We start from the raw sequence: 16,000 nt of genomic DNA on the forward strand, positions 1-16,000 counted from the left end.
CGACCTCAGGTCCCGCCGTTGCCCTCGCCGTTCTGCGCGGCGCGGCGGGACTCGCGAAAGGCGCTGTGCTCGCGCTCCAACTGCTCCAGCACGGTGCCGACACGGGCCAGCGCCCCGGCGGTCGCGCGGAAGCGGCCCGCCCGCGCCTCGAACAGGCGGCGGGCGATCTCGGGAAATTCCTGCAGCATGCGCTTGAACAACGCCCGGCGGATGCGGATCACCTCGGTGGGGCCGACGGCGACGGCGCGGGCCGGGCGGCGCGTCTCGACCAAGAGCGCCGTCTCGCCGATCAGGCTGCCGGGGCCGAAACTGCCGAGCTCCTGGCGGTCCTCGCCCTCGCCCTCCAGCAGCACCGCGCCGCTGGCGACGACAAGGCCGGCATCGGCGCGCTCGCCGGCGATGAACAGCACCTCGCCGTCGCGATAGGAGACATTCTCGGCCGAGAAGGCGAGCAGGCGCATCTGCTCGTCCGGGAATTCGGCGAGCAACGGCACCTGGCGCAGCAATTCCATATCCCGGGCGAGACTCATGTCTTGAGCATTACGCCGAAGCCGGCAGGCTGCACAAGCCCGGAAACCGCTTCGCCCGGCCGGCGGGCGGACTGCCGGTGGACAGTCGGCCCGGCTGGGCAAGGTGCCGCCGGGCGGCAAGACCTTCCGCGGGGATCAGGGAACCAGCTTATAGCCGCCGGCCTCGGTCACCAGCAATTCGGCATTGGAGGGATCGCGCTCGATCTTCTGCCGCAGCCGGTAGATATGGGTTTCCAGCGTGTGGGTGGTGACGCCGGAATTGTAGCCCCAGACCTTGGTCAGCAGCACGTCGCGGGTCACCGGCTGTTCGCCGGCCCGGTAGAGGAACTTCAGGATCGAGGTTTCCTTCTCGGTCAGGCGGATCTTGCCGCCGGCCTCGTCGGTCATCAGTTTCTGCGCCGGGCGGAAGGCATAGCGGCCGATGGTGAAGACCGCGTCCTCGCTCTGTTCGTGGCTGCGCAGATGCGCCCTGAGGCGGGCGAGCAAAACGGCGAACTTGAACGGCTTGGCGACATAGTCGTTGGCGCCGGCCTCCAGCCCGAGGATCGTGTCGCTGTCGGTGTCGTGGCCGGTCAGCATGATGATCGGCGCCTTGAAGCCCTTCTTGCGCAGCAGCTTCACCGCCTCGCGGCCGTCGATATCGGGCAGGCCGACATCCATCAGCAGCAGGTCGGTATGACCGTCCTCGGCCAGCTTGATGCCGGTGGCGGCATTGGACGCCTCGCGCGTCTCGAACTCCTCGTAGAGCGAGAGCTGCTCGACCAGCGCCTCGCGCAGATCGTCGTCGTCGTCGACGATGAGGATTTTGCGTGCGGGCATGGACGTGTCCTTTCCTGAGCGAAGGGCATGGCGCGGAATCTGCACCGGTTTTCCTGACATAAGCAAGCGGACACGATTGCGCGAGGGCGGATTGACGCAAAGCCCGGCTTGCGCCAACACATCCTGCTCACGCAACCTTGAGACCCGTGTGAGGACGCATCCGCCATGACGCTGGACCTTGTCGCGCCGCGCCGCCGCCCCGCCCTGCCGCGGGAGGGACAACGGGGCGAAACCTTGCGGGTCCGCACGCTTTCGGCGGGTGCGACGCGCGGGGTGCTGCAGTTCGGCGGGATCGTCGTGCCGTGTGCGCTCGGGCGCGGCGGGATTTCCCGCTTCAAGCGCGAGGGCGACGGGGCAACGCCGGCCGGACGCTTCGAGCTGCTGCAGGTCTATTATCGCCGCGACCGGGGCGGGCGTCCGCGCTCGGCCCTGCCGGTTGCGCCGCTGCCGCGCGCCGGCTGGTGCGACGCGCCGGGCCATCCGCGCTACAACGCGCTGGTGCCGCTGCCCTGTGCCGCCTCGCACGAGGATCTGTGGCGGGACGATCCGCTCTATGACATCGTCGTGGTGCTCGACTGCAACCTCCATCCGGCGGTGCCGGGACTGGGCAGCGCCATCTTCTTTCACCTGGCGCGGCCCGGCTACACGTCGACGGAAGGCTGCGTCGCGGTGGCGCGGGCGGATATGGAACGGCTGCTTTCCGCCTGCGGTCCGGGGGCGGCCATCGAGATCGGCTGAACGGCGGGGCGCGATTGTCGTCCGCGCGTTGAACACTGCGTCCAGCGGCCGGGCACTGTTACGATGGGGCAGGGCGCCTATCTTTGGCGAAACGATCCGCAACGCCCGCCTTGCAGAGGGCGGGAGAAAGGCGAAGTCCCATGTCCGTCAGACCCGTGACCCATCTGGAGACGGCGAAGCCGACGCTGGAAGGCGCCGGCGTCAAGCTGCACCGCGCCTTCGGCTTCGGCGATCCGACTGCGCTCGACCCGTTCCTGCTGTTCGACGATTTCCGCAACGAGCGGCCGCAGGACTACAAGGCCGGCTTTCCCTGGCATCCGCATCGCGGCATCGAGACCATTACTTATGTTCTGGCCGGCACCGTCGATCATGGCGACAGCCTCGGCAACCAGGGCACGCTGGGGGCGGGCGACATCCAGTGGATGACCGCCGGCAGCGGCATCATGCACCAGGAGATGCCGCAGGGCGATGCGAAGGGGCGGATGCACGGCTTCCAGCTCTGGGCCAACCTGCCCTCCGCGCTGAAGATGACCAGCCCGCGCTACCAGGACGTGCCCTCGACCGAGATCCCGGAAATCACCGACGACGACGGCACCCATGTGCGCGTCATCTGCGGCGAGTTCTGGGGCCGGCGCGGCCCGGTCGACGGCATCGCCGCCGACCCGAACTATGCCGACATCTTCGTGCCGGCCGGGCGCACCAAGCGCTTCAAGGTCGACACCTATCGCAAGGCCTTCGCCTATATCTTCGAGGGCTCGGGCACGTTCCGCGATGCCTCGCAGCCCTTCGGCGTGCTGCTGGAGAAGGAGGTCGACGGCGAGGAGGTGCATGTGCGCGACGAGAGCGGCGACCGCACCCTGGTGCGCTTCGGCACCGGCGACGAGGTGACCGTGACCGCCGGGCCGAACGGCATCCGCTTCCTGCTGGTCTCCGGCGCGCCGATCCGCGAGCCGGTGGCCTGGCACGGGCCGATCGTCATGAACACCCGCCAGGAGCTGATCCAGGCGGTGAGCGAGCTGCAGAACGGCACCTTCATCCGCGAGGGTGCCCGGCGCTGACCGACGCGCCGGGGAACACGTCCGGGCGGCAGGTCCGCCCGGACGCTGCCGTCCCGTCCCGGCTTTCTGCGGCCCGCCAGTGCGGCGAAACACGCGAAGACTGGAACCGCGCGGCCTTTTCCGCCATATAGACGGGAACGGCCGGTCGCGCCTTGCCCGATATCGGGTGGCGCGCCGCAGATGGCCTGCCCCGAGCGACAGGCGGCGGGCGGCGAGATGGACGATTTTCGCGATGAGCGAGCGCAGGATTCCCTTTCTGAAGATGAACGGGCTCGGCAACGATTTCGTTGTCTGGGACGCCCGTGAGGCCCCCGTGCGCCTCGATCCGCAAGCGATCCGCCAGATCGGCGCGCGGGATGGCGGCATCGGCTTCGACCAGATGATCACGGTGGAGCGCAGCCCCGCCGGGGCGGATGCCTTCATGCGCATCCACAACCGCGACGGCGGCGAGGTCGACGCCTGCGGCAATGCCACGCGCTGCATCGGCCGGCTCCTGATGGAGGAGAGCGGCGGCACGGCCGCCACCATCGAGACCAATGCCGGGCTGCTGAAGGCCCTGGCGACGGACAGTCCGCGCCGGGTCACGGTGGACATGGGCCGGCCGCGCTTTGCCTGGAACGAGATCCCGCTGGCCGAGGAATTCCACGACACGCGGGCGATCGAGCTGCAGATCGGGCCGATCGACGCGCCGATCCTGCACACGCCCTCGGTGGTCAATGTCGGCAACCCGCATGCGATCTTCTGGGTGCGCGATCTGGATGCCTACGATCTTTCGCGCATCGGGCCGATGCTGGAAAACCATCCGATGTTCCCGGAGCGGGCGAATATCTCGCTCGCCCATGTCCTGTCGGACAAGGAGGTCGAGATCCGGGTGTGGGAGCGCGGCGTCGGGCTGACAAGGGCCTGCGGCACGGCGGCCTGCGCCGTCGGCGTTGCCGCCGCGCGCGACCTGCGCACCGGGCGCAAGGTGCGGGTGCTGCTGCCGGGCGGGCCGCTCGACATCGAGTGGCGCGAGAGCGACGACCACATGCTGATGACCGGCGACACCGAGGTGGAGTTCGAGGGGCTGCTCGACCCGGAGACGCTGACCTTCGAGAAGACCGCCCCCGGCGACCGGCCGATCCTCGAGGTGGTCCGGTGAGCATCGACGTCGTCACGTTCGGCTGCCGCCTCAACGCCTACGAATCCGAGGTGATGAAGCGGGAGGCGGAGGCCGCCGGCCTCAAGGATGCGATCCTGATCAACACCTGCGCGGTGACGGCGGAGGCGGTGCGCCAGGCGCGCCAGTCGATCCGCAAGGCCCGGCGCGACAATCCGGGCGCGCGCATCATCGTCACCGGCTGCGCCGCCCAGACCGAGGCGGAAACCTTCGCCGGCATGGCGGAGGTCGACCTCGTCCTCGGCAATTCGGAGAAGCTGGAGCGCGCCTCCTACGGCCGCGTCGCGCAGTTCGGCCTCGACGACAGCGAGAAGATCCGCGTCAACGACATCATGAGCGTGCGCGAGACGGCCGAGCACCTGATCGACGGGCTGGAGGGCCGGGCCCGCGCCTTCGTGCAGGTGCAGAACGGCTGCGACCATCGCTGCACCTTCTGCATCATCCCGTTCGGGCGCGGCAATTCCCGCTCGGTGCCGATGGGCGTCGTCGTCGACCAGATCGCACGGCTGGCGGACAACGGTTACCGCGAAGTGGTGCTGACCGGCGTCGACATCACCAGCTACGGCGCCGACCTGCCGGGGGCGCCGAAGCTCGGCGATCTCGTCGCCAAGATCCTCAAGCTGGTGCCGGGGCTCGACCGGCTGCGGCTGTCCTCGATCGATTCCATCGAGGCGGACCCGGCCCTGATGCGGGCGATCGCCGAGGAAGAACGGCTGATGCCGCATCTGCACCTGTCGCTGCAGGCCGGCGACGACATGATCCTCAAGCGGATGAAGCGGCGGCACCTGCGCGCCGACACGATCGGCTTTTGCGAGGAAGTGCGCCGGCTGCGCCCGGACGTGGTGTTCGGCGCCGACATCATCGCCGGCTTCCCGACCGAGACCGAGGCGATGTTCGCCAATTCGCTCGCCATCGTCGACGATTGCGGGCTGACGCATCTGCATGTCTTCCCCTTCTCGCCGCGCAAGGGCACGCCGGCGGCGCGCATGCCGCTACTGCCCCGCCAGGTGGTGAAGGAGCGTGCCGCGCGGCTGCGCGAAAAGGGCGAGGCGGCGCTGCTCGCGCATCTGGAAGCCGAGCAGGGGCGCGAGCGGCAGGTCCTGATCGAGCGCGAGGGGCTGGGGCGCAGCGAACAGTTCACCCAGGTGGAGTTCTCGCCCGAGGCCGCGGACGGCAAGGCGGCGGGCGACCTTGTCAGGCTGCGCATTGCCGGGCATACCGGGCGGCACTTACTCGGCGTAACCACCGGTCGACAGGCGGCATGACGGCATGAGCGAGCAGAAACGCGGGTTCCTCGGACGCCTGTTCGGCGGACGGGAGGCGCCACCGCGCCCCGAAGCGCCGGAAACGCCCGAGACGCCCGAGACGGGCGCACCCCTGCCGGAGACCGGGGCTGGCGCCGAGGCGGCGCCCGAAGCACTGCCTGAAGCAGTGCCCGAAGCGCTACCCGAAGCCGCTCCCGAGGCCCGGCCGGACGACCTGCCCGATGCTGCGGCCGACGAGCCGGCGGCCGACGCGGCTGTTGAAGAGCCCGTTGAGGCACCCGTCGAGGCGCTCGCCGAAGAACCGGCCGAAGAGCCCGCCGAAGACCCCGAGACACAGCCGGAGCCCGAAGCCGGGCCCGAGCCCGAGCCGCGCCGCTCCTGGCTGTCGCGGCTGACGGCGGGCCTGTCGCGCTCCTCGGCCTCGCTGACCGGGGGCATCTCCTCGCTCTTCACCAAGCGCAAGCTCGACGCGGCGACGCTGGAGGAGCTGGAGGACCTGCTGATCCAGGCCGATCTCGGCGTCGAGACGGCGATGGCGATCACCGAGCGCATTGCCGAGGGTCGCTTCAACAAGCAGATCTCGCCGGACGAGGTGCGCCGGATCCTGGCCGAGGAAGTGACCAAGGTGCTGGCGCCGGTGGCCCGGCCGCTGGTCGTCGAGACCGGGGACAAGCCGCATGTGGTGCTGGTGGTCGGCGTCAACGGCACCGGCAAGACCACGACCATCGGCAAGCTGGCGGCGAAACTGACCGCCGAGGGCCGCAAGGTGATGCTGGCGGCGGGCGACACGTTCCGCGCCGCCGCCGTCGAGCAGTTGAAGATCTGGGGCGCGCGCACCGGTGCGCCGGTGATTGCCCGCGACACCGGCGCCGATGCGGCCGGCCTCGTCTTCGACGCCATGCAGGCGGCGCGCGCGGCGGGCTGCGACGTGCTCCTGATCGACACGGCCGGGCGGCTGCAGAACCGCGCCGAGCTGATGGCGGAGCTGGAGAAGGTGGTGCGGGTGATCCGCAAGCACGACCCGTCCGCCCCGCACAGCGTGCTGCTGACGCTGGACGCGACGACCGGCCAGAACGCCATGAACCAGGTCGAGATCTTCGGCCGCACGGCCGGCGTCACCGGCCTCGTGATGACCAAGCTCGACGGCACCGCACGCGGCGGCATCCTCGTCGCCATCGCCGCGAAACATGCCCTGCCGGTGCATTTCATCGGCGTCGGCGAGGGCATCGACGATCTCGAACCCTTTACCGCGGAGGAGTTTGCCTCCGCCATCGCCGGCAAGGAAACGGAGAGCTGATGGAATTCGAACAGGGACCCAACGCGCCGGGCCGCAAGGAGCTGTCGCCGCTCCTGAAGCTGGCGCTGGAACTGGGGCCGCTGGTCCTGTTCTTCCTCGCCAATGCGCGCGGAGACCTGCTCTACGAGCGGTATCCGGCCTTGTCCGTGCTGGGCGCGCCGATCTTTCTCGCCACCGCCGTGTTCATGGTGGCGATCACCGTGTCGCTGGCCGTTTCCTATGCGCTGACGCGGCGCCTGCCGGTGATGCCGGTGGTGTCCGGCATCGTCGTGCTGGTGTTCGGCGCGCTGACCCTGTGGCTGCATGACGAGCTGTTCATCAAGCTCAAGCCGACCATCGTCAACGCGCTGTTCGGCTCGGTGCTGCTCGGCGGGCTGCTGTTCGGCAAGGCGCTGCTCGGCTATGTCTTCGACAGCGTCTTCCGCCTCGACGACGACGGCTGGCGCAAGCTGACCTTCCGCTGGGGGCTTTTCTTCTTCTTCCTCGCCGTCCTCAACGAGGTGGTCTGGCGGGCCTTCTCCACCGACTTCTGGGTGTCGTTCAAGGTGTTCGGCGTCATGCCGATCACCATCGCCTTCACCCTGTTCCAACTGCCGCTGATCCAGCGCCACGCGCTGGAGGACGAGACGGACCGCGCCGGCTGAAAGTGCCGGCGGCGGCCTCGTCCCGCCGTCAGTTCAGGCTGTCGAACCAGATCTTCCATTGCGGCACGGCGCTGGCGAAGGTGCCGCGATGCGAGGTGGGGCCGGTGGTGACCGCCTCGACATTCGGATTGCCGGCGCCCATCGCCTGCTGATAGGTCATCGCCAGCCGGCCGAGACCGGTGGCGATCGCCTCGTCCGCCTCGCCGTAATAGGTGCGCACCGGCGTCGCGTAGAGCCAGCGATAGACCTCCGTCCCCGCGACCAGGCGGCCATAGGCCGAGGCGGCGAAGAAGCGGGCGTCGAAATACTCCGCATTGAGCAGCTCGTGCAGGTCGGTCGGGATCTTCGTCGGATCGACCGGCTCGCGGGCATAGGCCTTGCGCGCCAGTTCGTAATGCTCGTCCTTGATCAGCGACCGGGCAAGGCCGGGCACGCCATAGTAATTCTCGAAAGAGAAGGCGGAGAGGATGAACAGGCTGTTGACCCAGTCGGCATCGTTGGCGCGCGGATAGCTGAGAAAGCCGTTGAGCGCGGCGAAGACGTCGATCGGCGCGCTGGCGGTGGCGGTGGCCTTCACCGAGGTGCCGGACTGCTCCAGCCGCTCCAGCATGGCGAGGGTGACGAAGCCGCCCTGCGACCAGCCGCCGAGATAGAGCCCGTCATCGGCAAGGCCGAGATGGGCGATCCCCGCGCGGCCGGCGCTGAGCATGTCCTGCGTCGCCTGCTGGTGGCTGGCCTTGACCATGTAGCCCTCCGGCTCCGCCGAGGTGCCGAGGCCGAAATAATCCGCACCGATCAGCAGGTAGCCCTGGCCGGCGAACTGGGCGATCATCAACTGGGTTTCCGGCGACTGGTCGGCGAAGGAGGGCACCTGCTCCTTTCCGTAGACCGTGCCATGCTGGTAGGAGACCAGCGGCAGGCGCGTCGCCTCGACCTCCGGCACCGCCAGCAGGCCGCTGGCCACAGTCGGCCGGTTGCCCTGTTCGGGGATCACCGAGCCATAGGTGACCCGGTAGAGGCGCACGGCGTTTGTCGCCGGCGTGTAGGCGACTTTGATGCCGAAGAATTTCGGCGTGTCGACGCTCAGGATCGTGTTGAGCGCGTCGACATCGAGCCGGCCGACCAGTTGATAGCTGACGGTGGAACTGACCTCGACGGGGGGCTCAAGAGGCGCCGCGGCGGGTTGATCGGCGCTGACGCCGGGCGAGGCGACGGCTCCGCCGAAGAGGAGCGCCAGGACGGCGATTGCGCGGCGGGGCAACAGGCGGGCAAGCTGCATGAGATCCGGTCTCCCGATAAGGCCCCAAGCGGGCGCCTCATCGGTACACCGGATATGCGAAGATATCGTTGCCGGCCGCGACGCGCTCAGTAGTCGCCGAGCTTCATCTCCGGCTCGTAGTCGACGCCGTCGACTTCCTTGATCACCGCCTGGCCGCAGATCGTCAGCCCGCGCACCGCGTCGAAGGAGAGCTGCGGCGAGCCGTGCAGGTGCCAGCCCTTGTTGAGCGCGGCGGTGACCCGGTGGCAGAAGGCGCTGTCGTCGGGGCCGGTGATGAAGCGATAGAGTCTCATGGGGGTGTTCCTTGCTGCTGGATCAGGCGTTGCGCGCGGCGATGGCGTCGGCGATGGCGACGAGGCGGGCGCCCATTTCGGCGTGAAGCCGCTCGACCATGCGGCCCTCGACCTGGATCGCGCCCTTGGCGGCGTTTTCCGGCCGCTCGAACTCGGCGATGATGCGGCGGGCCCAGGCGATGTCGGCCTCCGCCGGGCTGAAGGCGGCGTTGCAGGGGGCGGCCTGCTTCGGGTGGATCAGCGTCTTGCCGTCCATGCCCATTTCGGCGCCCTCGCGGCATTCGGCGGCAAAGCCGGCCTCGTCGTCGAGCGTGTTGTAGACGCCGTCGACAATGTCGATGCCATAGGCTCTGGCGGCGGCGAGACAGGTCATCAGCCAGGGCCGCATCGGCGCGCGCCCCGGCACCAGGGCGGCGCGGGTTTCCTTGGCCAAATCGTTGGTGCCCATGACGAAGCAGGCAAGCCGCGTTTCCGGATTTGCGGCGGAAGCGGCGATGGCGGCGGCGTTCAGCATGGCGAGCGGGGTTTCCATCATCGCCCAGAGCCGGACGTTTGCTGGCACGCGTGCGGCGTTGAGCTTGTGCGCGACGCGCTCCAGATCGGCCGGCGAGGAGACCTTGGGCAGCAGGATCGCATCCGGCCGGGCGGCCATCGCCATGTCGAGATCGGCCGGCCCCCAGGGCGTCGACAGGCCGTTGATGCGGATCACCACTTCGCGGTGGCCGTAGCCGCCCTGCGCCAACGCTTCGCGGATCTGTTCGCGGCCGGTCTCCTTGGCGTCAGGCGCGACCGCGTCCTCCAGGTCGAGGATCAGCGCGTCGACGTCGAGGCTGCGGGCCTTGTCCAGCGCGCGGGCGTTGGAGCCGGGCATGTAGAGGACGCTGCGGCGGGGGCGGATCGTGGCGGGTGCGGTCATCGGGCCTCGTCTCCTCAAGGTGGCGCGGGTGAGCGTCTTCCTCTAGGCGCTGGTTTCCTCCTCCGCCAGCCGTCTTTTCGTCGGAGAGCGGAAGATCATGTCCTTTGCGGCAACCACCGCGCCGAGGGTGACGAGGGCGCAGGCGAGCGCCACCACGGTGGTGAAGGCGCCGAAGCCGAAGGCGATCAGCAACAGCGTCGACAGAACCGGCGCGGCATAGGCGCCGGCGCCGAGCACCTGGATGTCGCCGCGCTTGACGCCGATGTCCCAGACGAAGAAGGCAAGGCCGACCGGGAAGGCGGCGAGCGCCAGCACGGCGCCCCATTCGCCGGGACCGGCCGGCCAGACGGTCGTCTCGAAGGCGAGATGGGCGGCGAGCGACAGGGCCGAGGTGCCGAGGCAGAAGCCGGCGACGGCCTCCGTCGGCACCTTGCCGAGCCGGCGCGAGAGCACCGAATAGCTCGACCAGAACAGCGCCGAGGCGCAGGCCGCGAGATAGCCCGGCACATGGGCGGGATCGAGCGCCAGCCCCTTGCCGCCGGTGACCAGCAGCGCGGCGCCGGCAAGGCCCAGCAGCGTGCCGAGGATGTGATGGGCCTTGAGCCTTTCGCCCGGCAGCAGCGCCGAGAACACGACGATCAGCAGCGGCCAGGTGTAGTTGATGAGGTTGGCATCGACCGGCGGGGCGTTGCGGATGGCGGTGAAGTAGAAGAAATGGAAGCCGAACAGGCCGAGCGTGCCGAAGGCCATCACCCCGAGCGACTGGCGCATCCGGGCAAGGCGGCCGGTCAGGCCGAGCCAGAGCGTCGCGGCAAGACCGGACAGGCCGAAGCACAGCGCGTTGAGCAGGAAGGGCGGCACCTTACCCGAGGCGGCGCCGAACAGGCCGAGGGTCGACCACATCAAGACGGCGGTGAGACCGATCAGGGTGGCGCGCAGGCGGCCGGAGGCGGCAAGGCTGGGCTCGGACATCGGGCGGGTTCCGGATGGAAGATGGCAGGTCGACGACTATTCGCAGCCAGCCGCGCCGGCGTCAATCGCGCGCCTACGCGCTGTTACCATGCAGACCATCTGGCAGTTGAAATCGCGGCGTCATTCGGGGCAAGGTGACGGCCCGGTCCGGCATGGCCCGGCAAACCAATCCCTGTTTCGGAGTGTTCATGAGCACCATCGCCATCAAGCAGCTCGGCCCGGATGACGCACCGGCGCTGGCCCCGCTGATCGCCGAATACGCCCAGGCGCTGAAGCGCGGTGCGCCGCGCCGGCCCGACCAGTTCTACGCCGAGCGCATCCTTGGCGACCGGACGGCGGAAGTGATCGGCGTCGAATACGAGGGGCGGCTGGTGGGCTTTGCCATCTATTTCGACCTGCCGGAGATCATTTCCGGCCTGCGCACCGGCCAGTTGGACGAGATCTACGTGCATCCGGACACCCGCAACAAGGGGCTGGCGCGGCGGATGATCGAATGGCTGGTCAGTGAGGGCGCGCGGCGCGGCTGGTACGAGCTGCGCTGGATCGTGCCGGGCAAGAACGTGCCGGCCGTCACGCTCTACGATCAGATCGCCGAGCCGGCGGACTGGAAGGGCTATATCCTGGCGATCGATCGCGGCGGCAACGACTGAGCGCCGGCCGCCGCGCCTCAGCGCAGCGGCGGCAGGGTGCCGAGCGGGATGAAGCCGACGCGGGCGGTGCCGCCGGCAAAGGCGAGCGGCACGGTGACCGCCGGGCCGCCGTCGAGGGTTGCCGGCTGGCCGAGGGCGGCCAGCGCCCCGGCAAGCGAGGCCGGCACCTTCGATCCTTCGGGAAAGAACGGGGCGAGCAGCGGCGGCAGGCCGGCGGCGCCGGCAACGGTGAGCGGCAGGGTGCCGTTGAGCCGTCCCGCCGCGTCCAGCCACAGGCTGCCGGTCGCCGACAGGGTGACCCCGCCCGAGGCAAGGCGCAGGTCGCGAACCGTCAGCGCGCCCTCGCTTTTCAGCAGCGCGAGCGGGTCGGCGCCGCGGGGCGCCAGCAGCGCCGCGCCGCCGGCGAGCCGCACATTGGCCAGGACATCGACCGGCGCCGCCGTTCCCGGCAGGGCAAGCGCGTCGAGCCGCAGGGCGGCCTCCGCATCCTCGGCCGTGTCCGGCGAGCGGCGCAGGTGCAGGTTCGCCAGTGCGGCCGACCCCGCCACACGGTCGTCGGCGAGGCTGAGCACGGGCGCGACGATCTCCACGTCGCTGCGGTCGAGCGCGGAGGTGCCGAGGCGCAGGCTGGCGCGGGCGGTGGTCCAGCCGGCCTTGAGGCCGGTGGCAAGGCCGTTGCCCTCGACCGCGACGGGACTGTCGGCCTCCAGGATCACATGCCAGGGATTGTAGGCAAGGGCGACGGCGCGGAAGCCCTCGACCTGCGCCCGCTCGCCGTGCGCCCCGGCGACCGACAGCGGCTGGCAGGACAGTTCGAGGTGGAAGGGATAGCCGCCGAGGTTCTGCCCGGTGCAGGCGATCTCGCCGCCTTCCGCGCGCGCCGCCATGCGGACATTGGTGAAGAGATCGGCGACCACGCCGCGGGCGATCGACCAGTAGCCGCTCCACAGGGCGATGACCAGGGCGACGAGCGTCGCCAGCAGGATGTAGCCGCGCCGCGAGGTCGGCTTGCGAGCGGGCGTGCCGGTTTCGGACGGGGGGCGGTCCGTGCTGTCGGTCATGTGATCTGTCCCGTGATGTGGCGCCCGGGCGGGCGTGGTGATGCCTGTAAGCATGCCGGCGCGGCGGATTCAAGGCCGTTCGCCACGGTTGCCAGCGGCGAGCGCTGTTGCTAGGTCGTGGGACCCGGACGGGACGGGAAGGGTCGCATGCAAGACAGGCAGGATCTGTGGGTGTTCGGATACGGCTCGCTGATGTGGCGGCCGGGCTTCGAGTTCGAGGAGGCGGTGCAGGGCGTGCTGCATGGCGCCCATCGCTCGCTCTGCATCTATTCCTGGGTCCATCGCGGCACCGAGACGCGGCCCGGCCTGGTGCTCGGCCTCGACCGGGGCGGCGCCTGCCGCGGCATGGCCTTTCGTGTTGCCGCCCGCCGGCGGGACGAGGTGGTTGCCTACCTGCGCGAGCGCGAACAGGCGACCATGGTCTACCGGGAGGCGCATCGGCGGGTGCGGCTGGAGGGCCGCGCCGACCGGCAGGTCAGCGCGCTGACCTATGTGGTCGACCGGACCCACCCGCAATATGCCGGCGTGCTGTCGCTGGAGCGGCAGCTCGAACTGGTCAGCGGCGCCGTCGGCCAGTCCGGCGCCAATCCCGACTATGTGCTCAACACCGTCGACCACCTGTCGCAGATTGGCATCCGCGACCACGGGCTGGAGGCGCTCGGCAAGCATCTGCGCCAGTCGATGGCCCCACAGCTCTCCGCCGGCTGAGCGGCTGCCTTACGCGACCGCCGAAGGCGCCAGCCCGCCGCGCGTGACGATGAAGTCGAGCACCGCCTCGACGCCCTTGCCGTCCTTGACATTGGTGAAGACGAAAGGCCGCTCCTTGCGCATCAGGCGGGAGTCCCGGTCCATCACCTCCAGCGAAGCACCGACCAGCGGGGCGAGGTCCGTCTTGTTGATGACGAGAAGGTCGGAACGGGTGATGCCGGGCCCGCCCTTGCGCGGGATCTTGTCGCCGGCGGAGACGTCGATGACATAGATCGTCAGGTCGGCAAGCTCCGGCGAGAAGGTGGCGGCGAGATTGTCGCCGCCAGACTCGATCAGGATCAGGTCGAGGGCGGGAAAGGCGGCCTCCAGCTCTGCGACGGCGGCAAGGTTGATCGAGGCATCCTCGCGGATCGCGGTGTGCGGGCAGCCGCCGGTCTCCACGCCGCGAATGCGCTCGGCCGCCAGCGCGCCGGAGCGGGTCAGGAACTCGGCATCCTCGCGGGTGTAGATGTCGTTGGTGATGGCGGCGATGTCATAGGTGTCGCGCAGCCGCTTGCACAGGGCGTCCATCAGCGCCGTCTTGCCGGAGCCGACGGGGCCGCCGATGCCGATGCGCAGGGGGCCGTTGGGGGAGGGCATGGGGATCTCCTTCGAAAAGCCGCTCAAGAGCGGAACAGCCGGGTGTACTGGGTCTCGTGCTTCATGGAGGCGATGTCGGCGGCAAAGGCGCAGCCGCCGATCTCCTCGAGCGGGGCTTGAAGCGCGGCGGCGGCAAGGGCGACGACCTCTTCCCCCAGGCCGTTGACGACCCGCTGGCCATCGGTCTGGCCGAGCGGCACCGCGCGCACCGCTGCCGAGACGAGGTTGGCGGCAAAGGCATGCAGGAAGGCGGTGGCGACAGGCCCGGCCGGCAGACCCCAGGCCGCGGCGGCGGCGGAAAATGCCAGCGCATAGGTCCACTCCCCGCGCGCAAGCGCGGCCTTGCCTTGTGTGAGGCGGGCGAAGAGGCGCGTTGCCGCCGTGTCTCCGGGCGGCGGCCAGGCGCCGATGATGGCGGCGATGAAGGCATCTCCCTGCGCGCTCGCCTCCAGCCGGCGCTCCGAACTCGGCTGCAGGGCGAGCGACAGGTCGAGCAGCTCGCGGAACGCCGCCTCCTCGCCGAGGGCGGCCGCGCGCAGTCCGTGGACGAGCAGCAGCGTGTCGCTCCAGCCGGCGCCATGGCGCAGCACGCCGGTCACCCAGGCGCGCAGCGTCGCGGCATCGCGCAAGGTGCTATCCTCGACCGCCCATTCCAGACCGTGGCTATAGGTATAGGCGCCGACCGGGAAGGACGGCGAGGTCCAGGCGAGCAGGGTGTGCAGCCCCGCGCCGGAGAGGCCGGCGCCGGACCCGGGGCTCGTCTCAGGAGCCATCCGCAGCGGGGCCGTCATGGGAGTGCGCGTGCGTGTGGGAGTGGGAATGGCTACGGGAATGCACGTGGCTATGGGAGTGCGCGTGGCCATGGGAGTGCGAATGGTCGTGGGACTGCGCGTGGTCGTGCCCCTCGACGGTGCCATGGCCATAGGCGCCGCCTTCCGGATCGAAGGGCGCGACGAGCGGCGTGATCGTGCCGCCGAGCCGGGCCACCATGTCCTCGATCACGTGGTCGCGGCGGATGCGCAGGGCGCCGGGCAGGAGCTGGGTCGGCAGATGGCGGTTGCCGAGGTGCCAGGCGATGCGCAGCAGGTCGTCGGCGGTCGCCGCCTCGATCTCGACAAGCTCCTCGCCGGCCGCGAGAACGGCGACGATGCGGCCGTCCTCCAGCCGCAGTCCGTCGCCGTGATGCAGTTGCACCGGGCGCGGCAGGTCGAGCAGCACGCGGGTGCCGCCGGCACAGTCCAGCACCGCGCGGCGGCGGTGCCGGTCCTCCCGGTCGAGCACGATGCTGTCGGCCGGCGCGCCTTCCCAGCGGCCGGCGGCGAGGATCTCCTGTACCCGGATCATGCGATGGCCTCGGCTCCTCGTTTCATGGCGGCGGCCAGGGCCGGCCGCGAACCGGCCCGGTCGAGATAATCGGCGAGGGGACCGGCCGCCGGCAGGTCGAACTTCGCCAGCCTCGCCCAGTTGGCGCAATGGACGATCAGGATGTCGGGCACGGTGAAGCGCTCCCCCATGACGAAGGGACCGGAGCCCAGAAGGTGCTCGAGATGGCGCAGGCCGTCGGCGAACTCGGCGGCGCAGACGCGCTTGACCTCCGGCACCCGCAGCTCCTCCGGATGGATGAAGCTGTTCTTGGCGGCCGTCCACAGGGCGCCCTCCAGCACGTCGACGGTGAACTGGGTGATCCCGTCCTGGCGCGCCCGCTCCAACGTGCCGGCGGGACAGGTCAGCCTGCCGTGCTTGTCGGCGAGATACTGGCAGATGGCGACCGAATCGGTGAGCACGGTGTCGCCGTCCTTCAGCACCGGCACCTTGCCGGTCGGGTTGAGCGCGGTGACCTCAGCGGCGTGCGGGGCTGCCGGGATGTAGTCGTAGGGTTCGCCCAGTTCCTCCAGCATCCACAGGACCCGCATGGCGCGGGTGCGCGGATAGCCGATCAGCGTGTACATGCAAGACTCCTCCGGTCGGTGAC

General features: G+C 69.8%; 19 protein-coding genes. 8 read left to right on the plus strand and 11 right to left on the minus strand.

Annotated elements, in window-relative coordinates; all coding sequences use genetic code 11:
- Nucleotides 1-5: 5 nt before the first annotated feature.
- A complete protein-coding gene (locus tag P2PM1_RS17580; RefSeq protein WP_186399932.1) occupies nt 6-530 on the minus strand; it encodes a cyclic nucleotide-binding domain-containing protein in 525 nt (174 codons plus the stop codon).
- Nucleotides 531-665: 135 nt separating this feature from the next.
- Nucleotides 666-1,349 (minus strand): response regulator transcription factor, encoded by a 684-nt coding sequence (locus tag P2PM1_RS17585; protein ID WP_186399933.1) that lies wholly within the window; start codon nt 1,347-1,349, stop codon nt 666-668.
- Nucleotides 1,350-1,514: 165 nt separating this feature from the next.
- Here P2PM1_RS17585 and P2PM1_RS17590 point away from each other — a divergent pair, with 165 nt between their 5' ends.
- The 6 genes from P2PM1_RS17590 (at nt 1,515) to P2PM1_RS17615 (ending at nt 7,510) form a co-directional block, all read left to right on the plus strand.
- A complete protein-coding gene (locus tag P2PM1_RS17590) occupies nt 1,515-2,087 on the plus strand; it encodes a L,D-transpeptidase (RefSeq protein ID WP_186399934.1) in 573 nt (190 codons plus the stop codon).
- Between the two features lie 140 nt (nt 2,088-2,227).
- Nucleotides 2,228-3,145: a pirin family protein gene (locus P2PM1_RS17595; RefSeq protein ID WP_186399935.1), complete on the plus strand. Its 918-nt coding sequence runs from the start codon at nt 2,228-2,230 to the stop codon at nt 3,143-3,145.
- 232 nt (nt 3,146-3,377) lie between these two features.
- Nucleotides 3,378-4,286, plus strand: a complete 909-nt coding sequence (gene dapF / locus P2PM1_RS17600; protein ID WP_186399936.1) for a diaminopimelate epimerase — start codon at nt 3,378-3,380, stop codon at nt 4,284-4,286.
- Nucleotides 4,283-5,569, plus strand: coding sequence for a tRNA (N(6)-L-threonylcarbamoyladenosine(37)-C(2))-methylthiotransferase MtaB (mtaB, locus tag P2PM1_RS17605; RefSeq protein ID WP_186399937.1), 1,287 nt, complete (start codon nt 4,283-4,285; stop codon nt 5,567-5,569). The genes dapF and mtaB overlap by 4 nt, the downstream gene beginning before the upstream one ends.
- 4 nt (nt 5,570-5,573) lie before the next feature.
- Nucleotides 5,574-6,866, plus strand: a complete 1,293-nt coding sequence (gene ftsY / locus P2PM1_RS17610; RefSeq protein WP_186399938.1) for a signal recognition particle-docking protein FtsY — start codon at nt 5,574-5,576, stop codon at nt 6,864-6,866.
- On the plus strand, nt 6,866-7,510 hold the full coding sequence (locus tag P2PM1_RS17615; RefSeq protein ID WP_186387587.1) for a septation protein A: 645 nt from the start codon (nt 6,866-6,868) through the stop codon (nt 7,508-7,510). The genes ftsY and P2PM1_RS17615 overlap by 1 nt, the downstream gene beginning before the upstream one ends.
- A gap of 28 nt (nt 7,511-7,538) precedes the next feature.
- On the opposite strand, the gene P2PM1_RS17620 is transcribed toward P2PM1_RS17615, so the two are convergent.
- The 4 genes from P2PM1_RS17620 to P2PM1_RS17635 all read right to left on the minus strand — a co-directional run bounded on the left by P2PM1_RS17620 (nt 7,539) and on the right by P2PM1_RS17635 (nt 10,970).
- On the minus strand, nt 7,539-8,789 hold the full coding sequence (locus tag P2PM1_RS17620; RefSeq protein ID WP_186399939.1) for a S9 family peptidase: 1,251 nt from the start codon (nt 8,787-8,789) through the stop codon (nt 7,539-7,541).
- Nucleotides 8,790-8,875: 86 nt separating this feature from the next.
- Nucleotides 8,876-9,082: a DUF1737 domain-containing protein gene (locus P2PM1_RS17625; protein ID WP_186387585.1), complete on the minus strand. Its 207-nt coding sequence runs from the start codon at nt 9,080-9,082 to the stop codon at nt 8,876-8,878.
- Between the two features lie 22 nt (nt 9,083-9,104).
- The gene (locus tag P2PM1_RS17630; RefSeq protein ID WP_186399940.1) at nt 9,105-9,998 is read right to left on the minus strand and encodes a CoA ester lyase; all 894 of its coding nucleotides are present in this window, start codon (nt 9,996-9,998) and stop codon (nt 9,105-9,107) included.
- 42 nt (nt 9,999-10,040) lie between these two features.
- Entirely contained in the window at nt 10,041-10,970 is a 930-nt protein-coding gene (locus P2PM1_RS17635; protein ID WP_186399941.1) for a DMT family transporter, read from the minus strand.
- Between the two features lie 188 nt (nt 10,971-11,158).
- On the opposite strand from P2PM1_RS17635, the gene P2PM1_RS17640 reads away from it, so the two are divergent.
- Complete coding sequence (locus P2PM1_RS17640; RefSeq protein WP_186387582.1) at nt 11,159-11,620, plus strand: GNAT family N-acetyltransferase; 462 nt, start codon at nt 11,159-11,161, stop codon at nt 11,618-11,620.
- Between the two features lie 17 nt (nt 11,621-11,637).
- On the opposite strand, the gene P2PM1_RS17645 is transcribed toward P2PM1_RS17640, so the two are convergent.
- Nucleotides 11,638-12,681 (minus strand): DUF2125 domain-containing protein, encoded by a 1,044-nt coding sequence (locus tag P2PM1_RS17645; RefSeq protein ID WP_186399942.1) that lies wholly within the window; start codon nt 12,679-12,681, stop codon nt 11,638-11,640.
- Nucleotides 12,682-12,828: 147 nt separating this feature from the next.
- Between P2PM1_RS17645 and P2PM1_RS17650 the strand changes: the two genes are divergently transcribed.
- Nucleotides 12,829-13,389 carry a gamma-glutamylcyclotransferase gene (locus P2PM1_RS17650; protein ID WP_186399943.1) on the plus strand — a complete coding sequence of 187 codons (561 nt, stop codon included), beginning with the start codon at nt 12,829-12,831 and terminating at the stop codon, nt 13,387-13,389.
- A gap of 9 nt (nt 13,390-13,398) precedes the next feature.
- Here the strand turns inward: P2PM1_RS17650 and ureG are convergent, their stop codons facing one another.
- From ureG to P2PM1_RS17670, 4 genes are read right to left on the minus strand one after another with little or no spacing between them, the layout of a single operon-like run.
- Complete coding sequence (ureG, locus tag P2PM1_RS17655) at nt 13,399-14,028, minus strand: urease accessory protein UreG (protein ID WP_186399944.1); 630 nt, start codon at nt 14,026-14,028, stop codon at nt 13,399-13,401.
- Nucleotides 14,029-14,051: 23 nt separating this feature from the next.
- Nucleotides 14,052-14,801: an urease accessory protein UreF gene (locus tag P2PM1_RS17660; RefSeq protein WP_186399945.1), complete on the minus strand. Its 750-nt coding sequence runs from the start codon at nt 14,799-14,801 to the stop codon at nt 14,052-14,054.
- Entirely contained in the window at nt 14,791-15,372 is a 582-nt protein-coding gene (locus P2PM1_RS17665; protein ID WP_186399946.1) for an urease accessory protein UreE, read from the minus strand. Before P2PM1_RS17665 ends, P2PM1_RS17660 begins: the two co-directional genes overlap by 11 nt.
- Nucleotides 15,369-15,977: a glutathione S-transferase family protein gene (locus tag P2PM1_RS17670; RefSeq protein ID WP_186399947.1), complete on the minus strand. Its 609-nt coding sequence runs from the start codon at nt 15,975-15,977 to the stop codon at nt 15,369-15,371. The genes P2PM1_RS17665 and P2PM1_RS17670 overlap by 4 nt, the downstream gene beginning before the upstream one ends.
- Nucleotides 15,978-16,000 lie beyond the last annotated feature (23 nt).

The organism is Stappia sp. P2PMeth1 (assembly GCF_900185735.1).
In the GTDB taxonomy this organism is placed as follows: Bacteria; Pseudomonadota; Alphaproteobacteria; order Rhizobiales; family Stappiaceae; genus Stappia.

Bases quoted from the DNA above. Each gene is read 5' to 3' on its own strand.
- ftsY (WP_186399938.1), top strand. From the start codon at position 5,574: ATGAGCGAGCAGAAACGCGGGTTCCTCGGACGCCTGTTCGGCGGACGG.
- P2PM1_RS17580 (WP_186399932.1), bottom strand. From the start codon at position 530: ATGAGTCTCGCCCGGGATATGGAATTGCTGCGCCAGGTGCCGTTGCTC.
- P2PM1_RS17590 (WP_186399934.1), top strand. From the start codon at position 1,515: ATGACGCTGGACCTTGTCGCGCCGCGCCGCCGCCCCGCCCTGCCGCGG.
- P2PM1_RS17585 (WP_186399933.1), bottom strand. From the start codon at position 1,349: ATGCCCGCACGCAAAATCCTCATCGTCGACGACGACGACGATCTGCGC.
- ureG (WP_186399944.1), bottom strand. From the start codon at position 14,028: ATGCCCTCCCCCAACGGCCCCCTGCGCATCGGCATCGGCGGCCCCGTC.
- P2PM1_RS17615 (WP_186387587.1), top strand. From the start codon at position 6,866: ATGGAATTCGAACAGGGACCCAACGCGCCGGGCCGCAAGGAGCTGTCG.
- P2PM1_RS17665 (WP_186399946.1), bottom strand. From the start codon at position 15,372: ATGATCCGGGTACAGGAGATCCTCGCCGCCGGCCGCTGGGAAGGCGCG.
- P2PM1_RS17640 (WP_186387582.1), top strand. From the start codon at position 11,159: ATGAGCACCATCGCCATCAAGCAGCTCGGCCCGGATGACGCACCGGCG.
- P2PM1_RS17635 (WP_186399941.1), bottom strand. From the start codon at position 10,970: ATGTCCGAGCCCAGCCTTGCCGCCTCCGGCCGCCTGCGCGCCACCCTG.
- dapF (WP_186399936.1), top strand. From the start codon at position 3,378: ATGAGCGAGCGCAGGATTCCCTTTCTGAAGATGAACGGGCTCGGCAAC.
- P2PM1_RS17660 (WP_186399945.1), bottom strand. From the start codon at position 14,801: ATGGCTCCTGAGACGAGCCCCGGGTCCGGCGCCGGCCTCTCCGGCGCG.
- P2PM1_RS17620 (WP_186399939.1), bottom strand. From the start codon at position 8,789: ATGCAGCTTGCCCGCCTGTTGCCCCGCCGCGCAATCGCCGTCCTGGCG.
- P2PM1_RS17630 (WP_186399940.1), bottom strand. From the start codon at position 9,998: ATGACCGCACCCGCCACGATCCGCCCCCGCCGCAGCGTCCTCTACATG.
- P2PM1_RS17670 (WP_186399947.1), bottom strand. From the start codon at position 15,977: ATGTACACGCTGATCGGCTATCCGCGCACCCGCGCCATGCGGGTCCTG.
- P2PM1_RS17650 (WP_186399943.1), top strand. From the start codon at position 12,829: ATGCAAGACAGGCAGGATCTGTGGGTGTTCGGATACGGCTCGCTGATG.
- P2PM1_RS17645 (WP_186399942.1), bottom strand. From the start codon at position 12,681: ATGACCGACAGCACGGACCGCCCCCCGTCCGAAACCGGCACGCCCGCT.
- P2PM1_RS17595 (WP_186399935.1), top strand. From the start codon at position 2,228: ATGTCCGTCAGACCCGTGACCCATCTGGAGACGGCGAAGCCGACGCTG.
- P2PM1_RS17625 (WP_186387585.1), bottom strand. From the start codon at position 9,082: ATGAGACTCTATCGCTTCATCACCGGCCCCGACGACAGCGCCTTCTGC.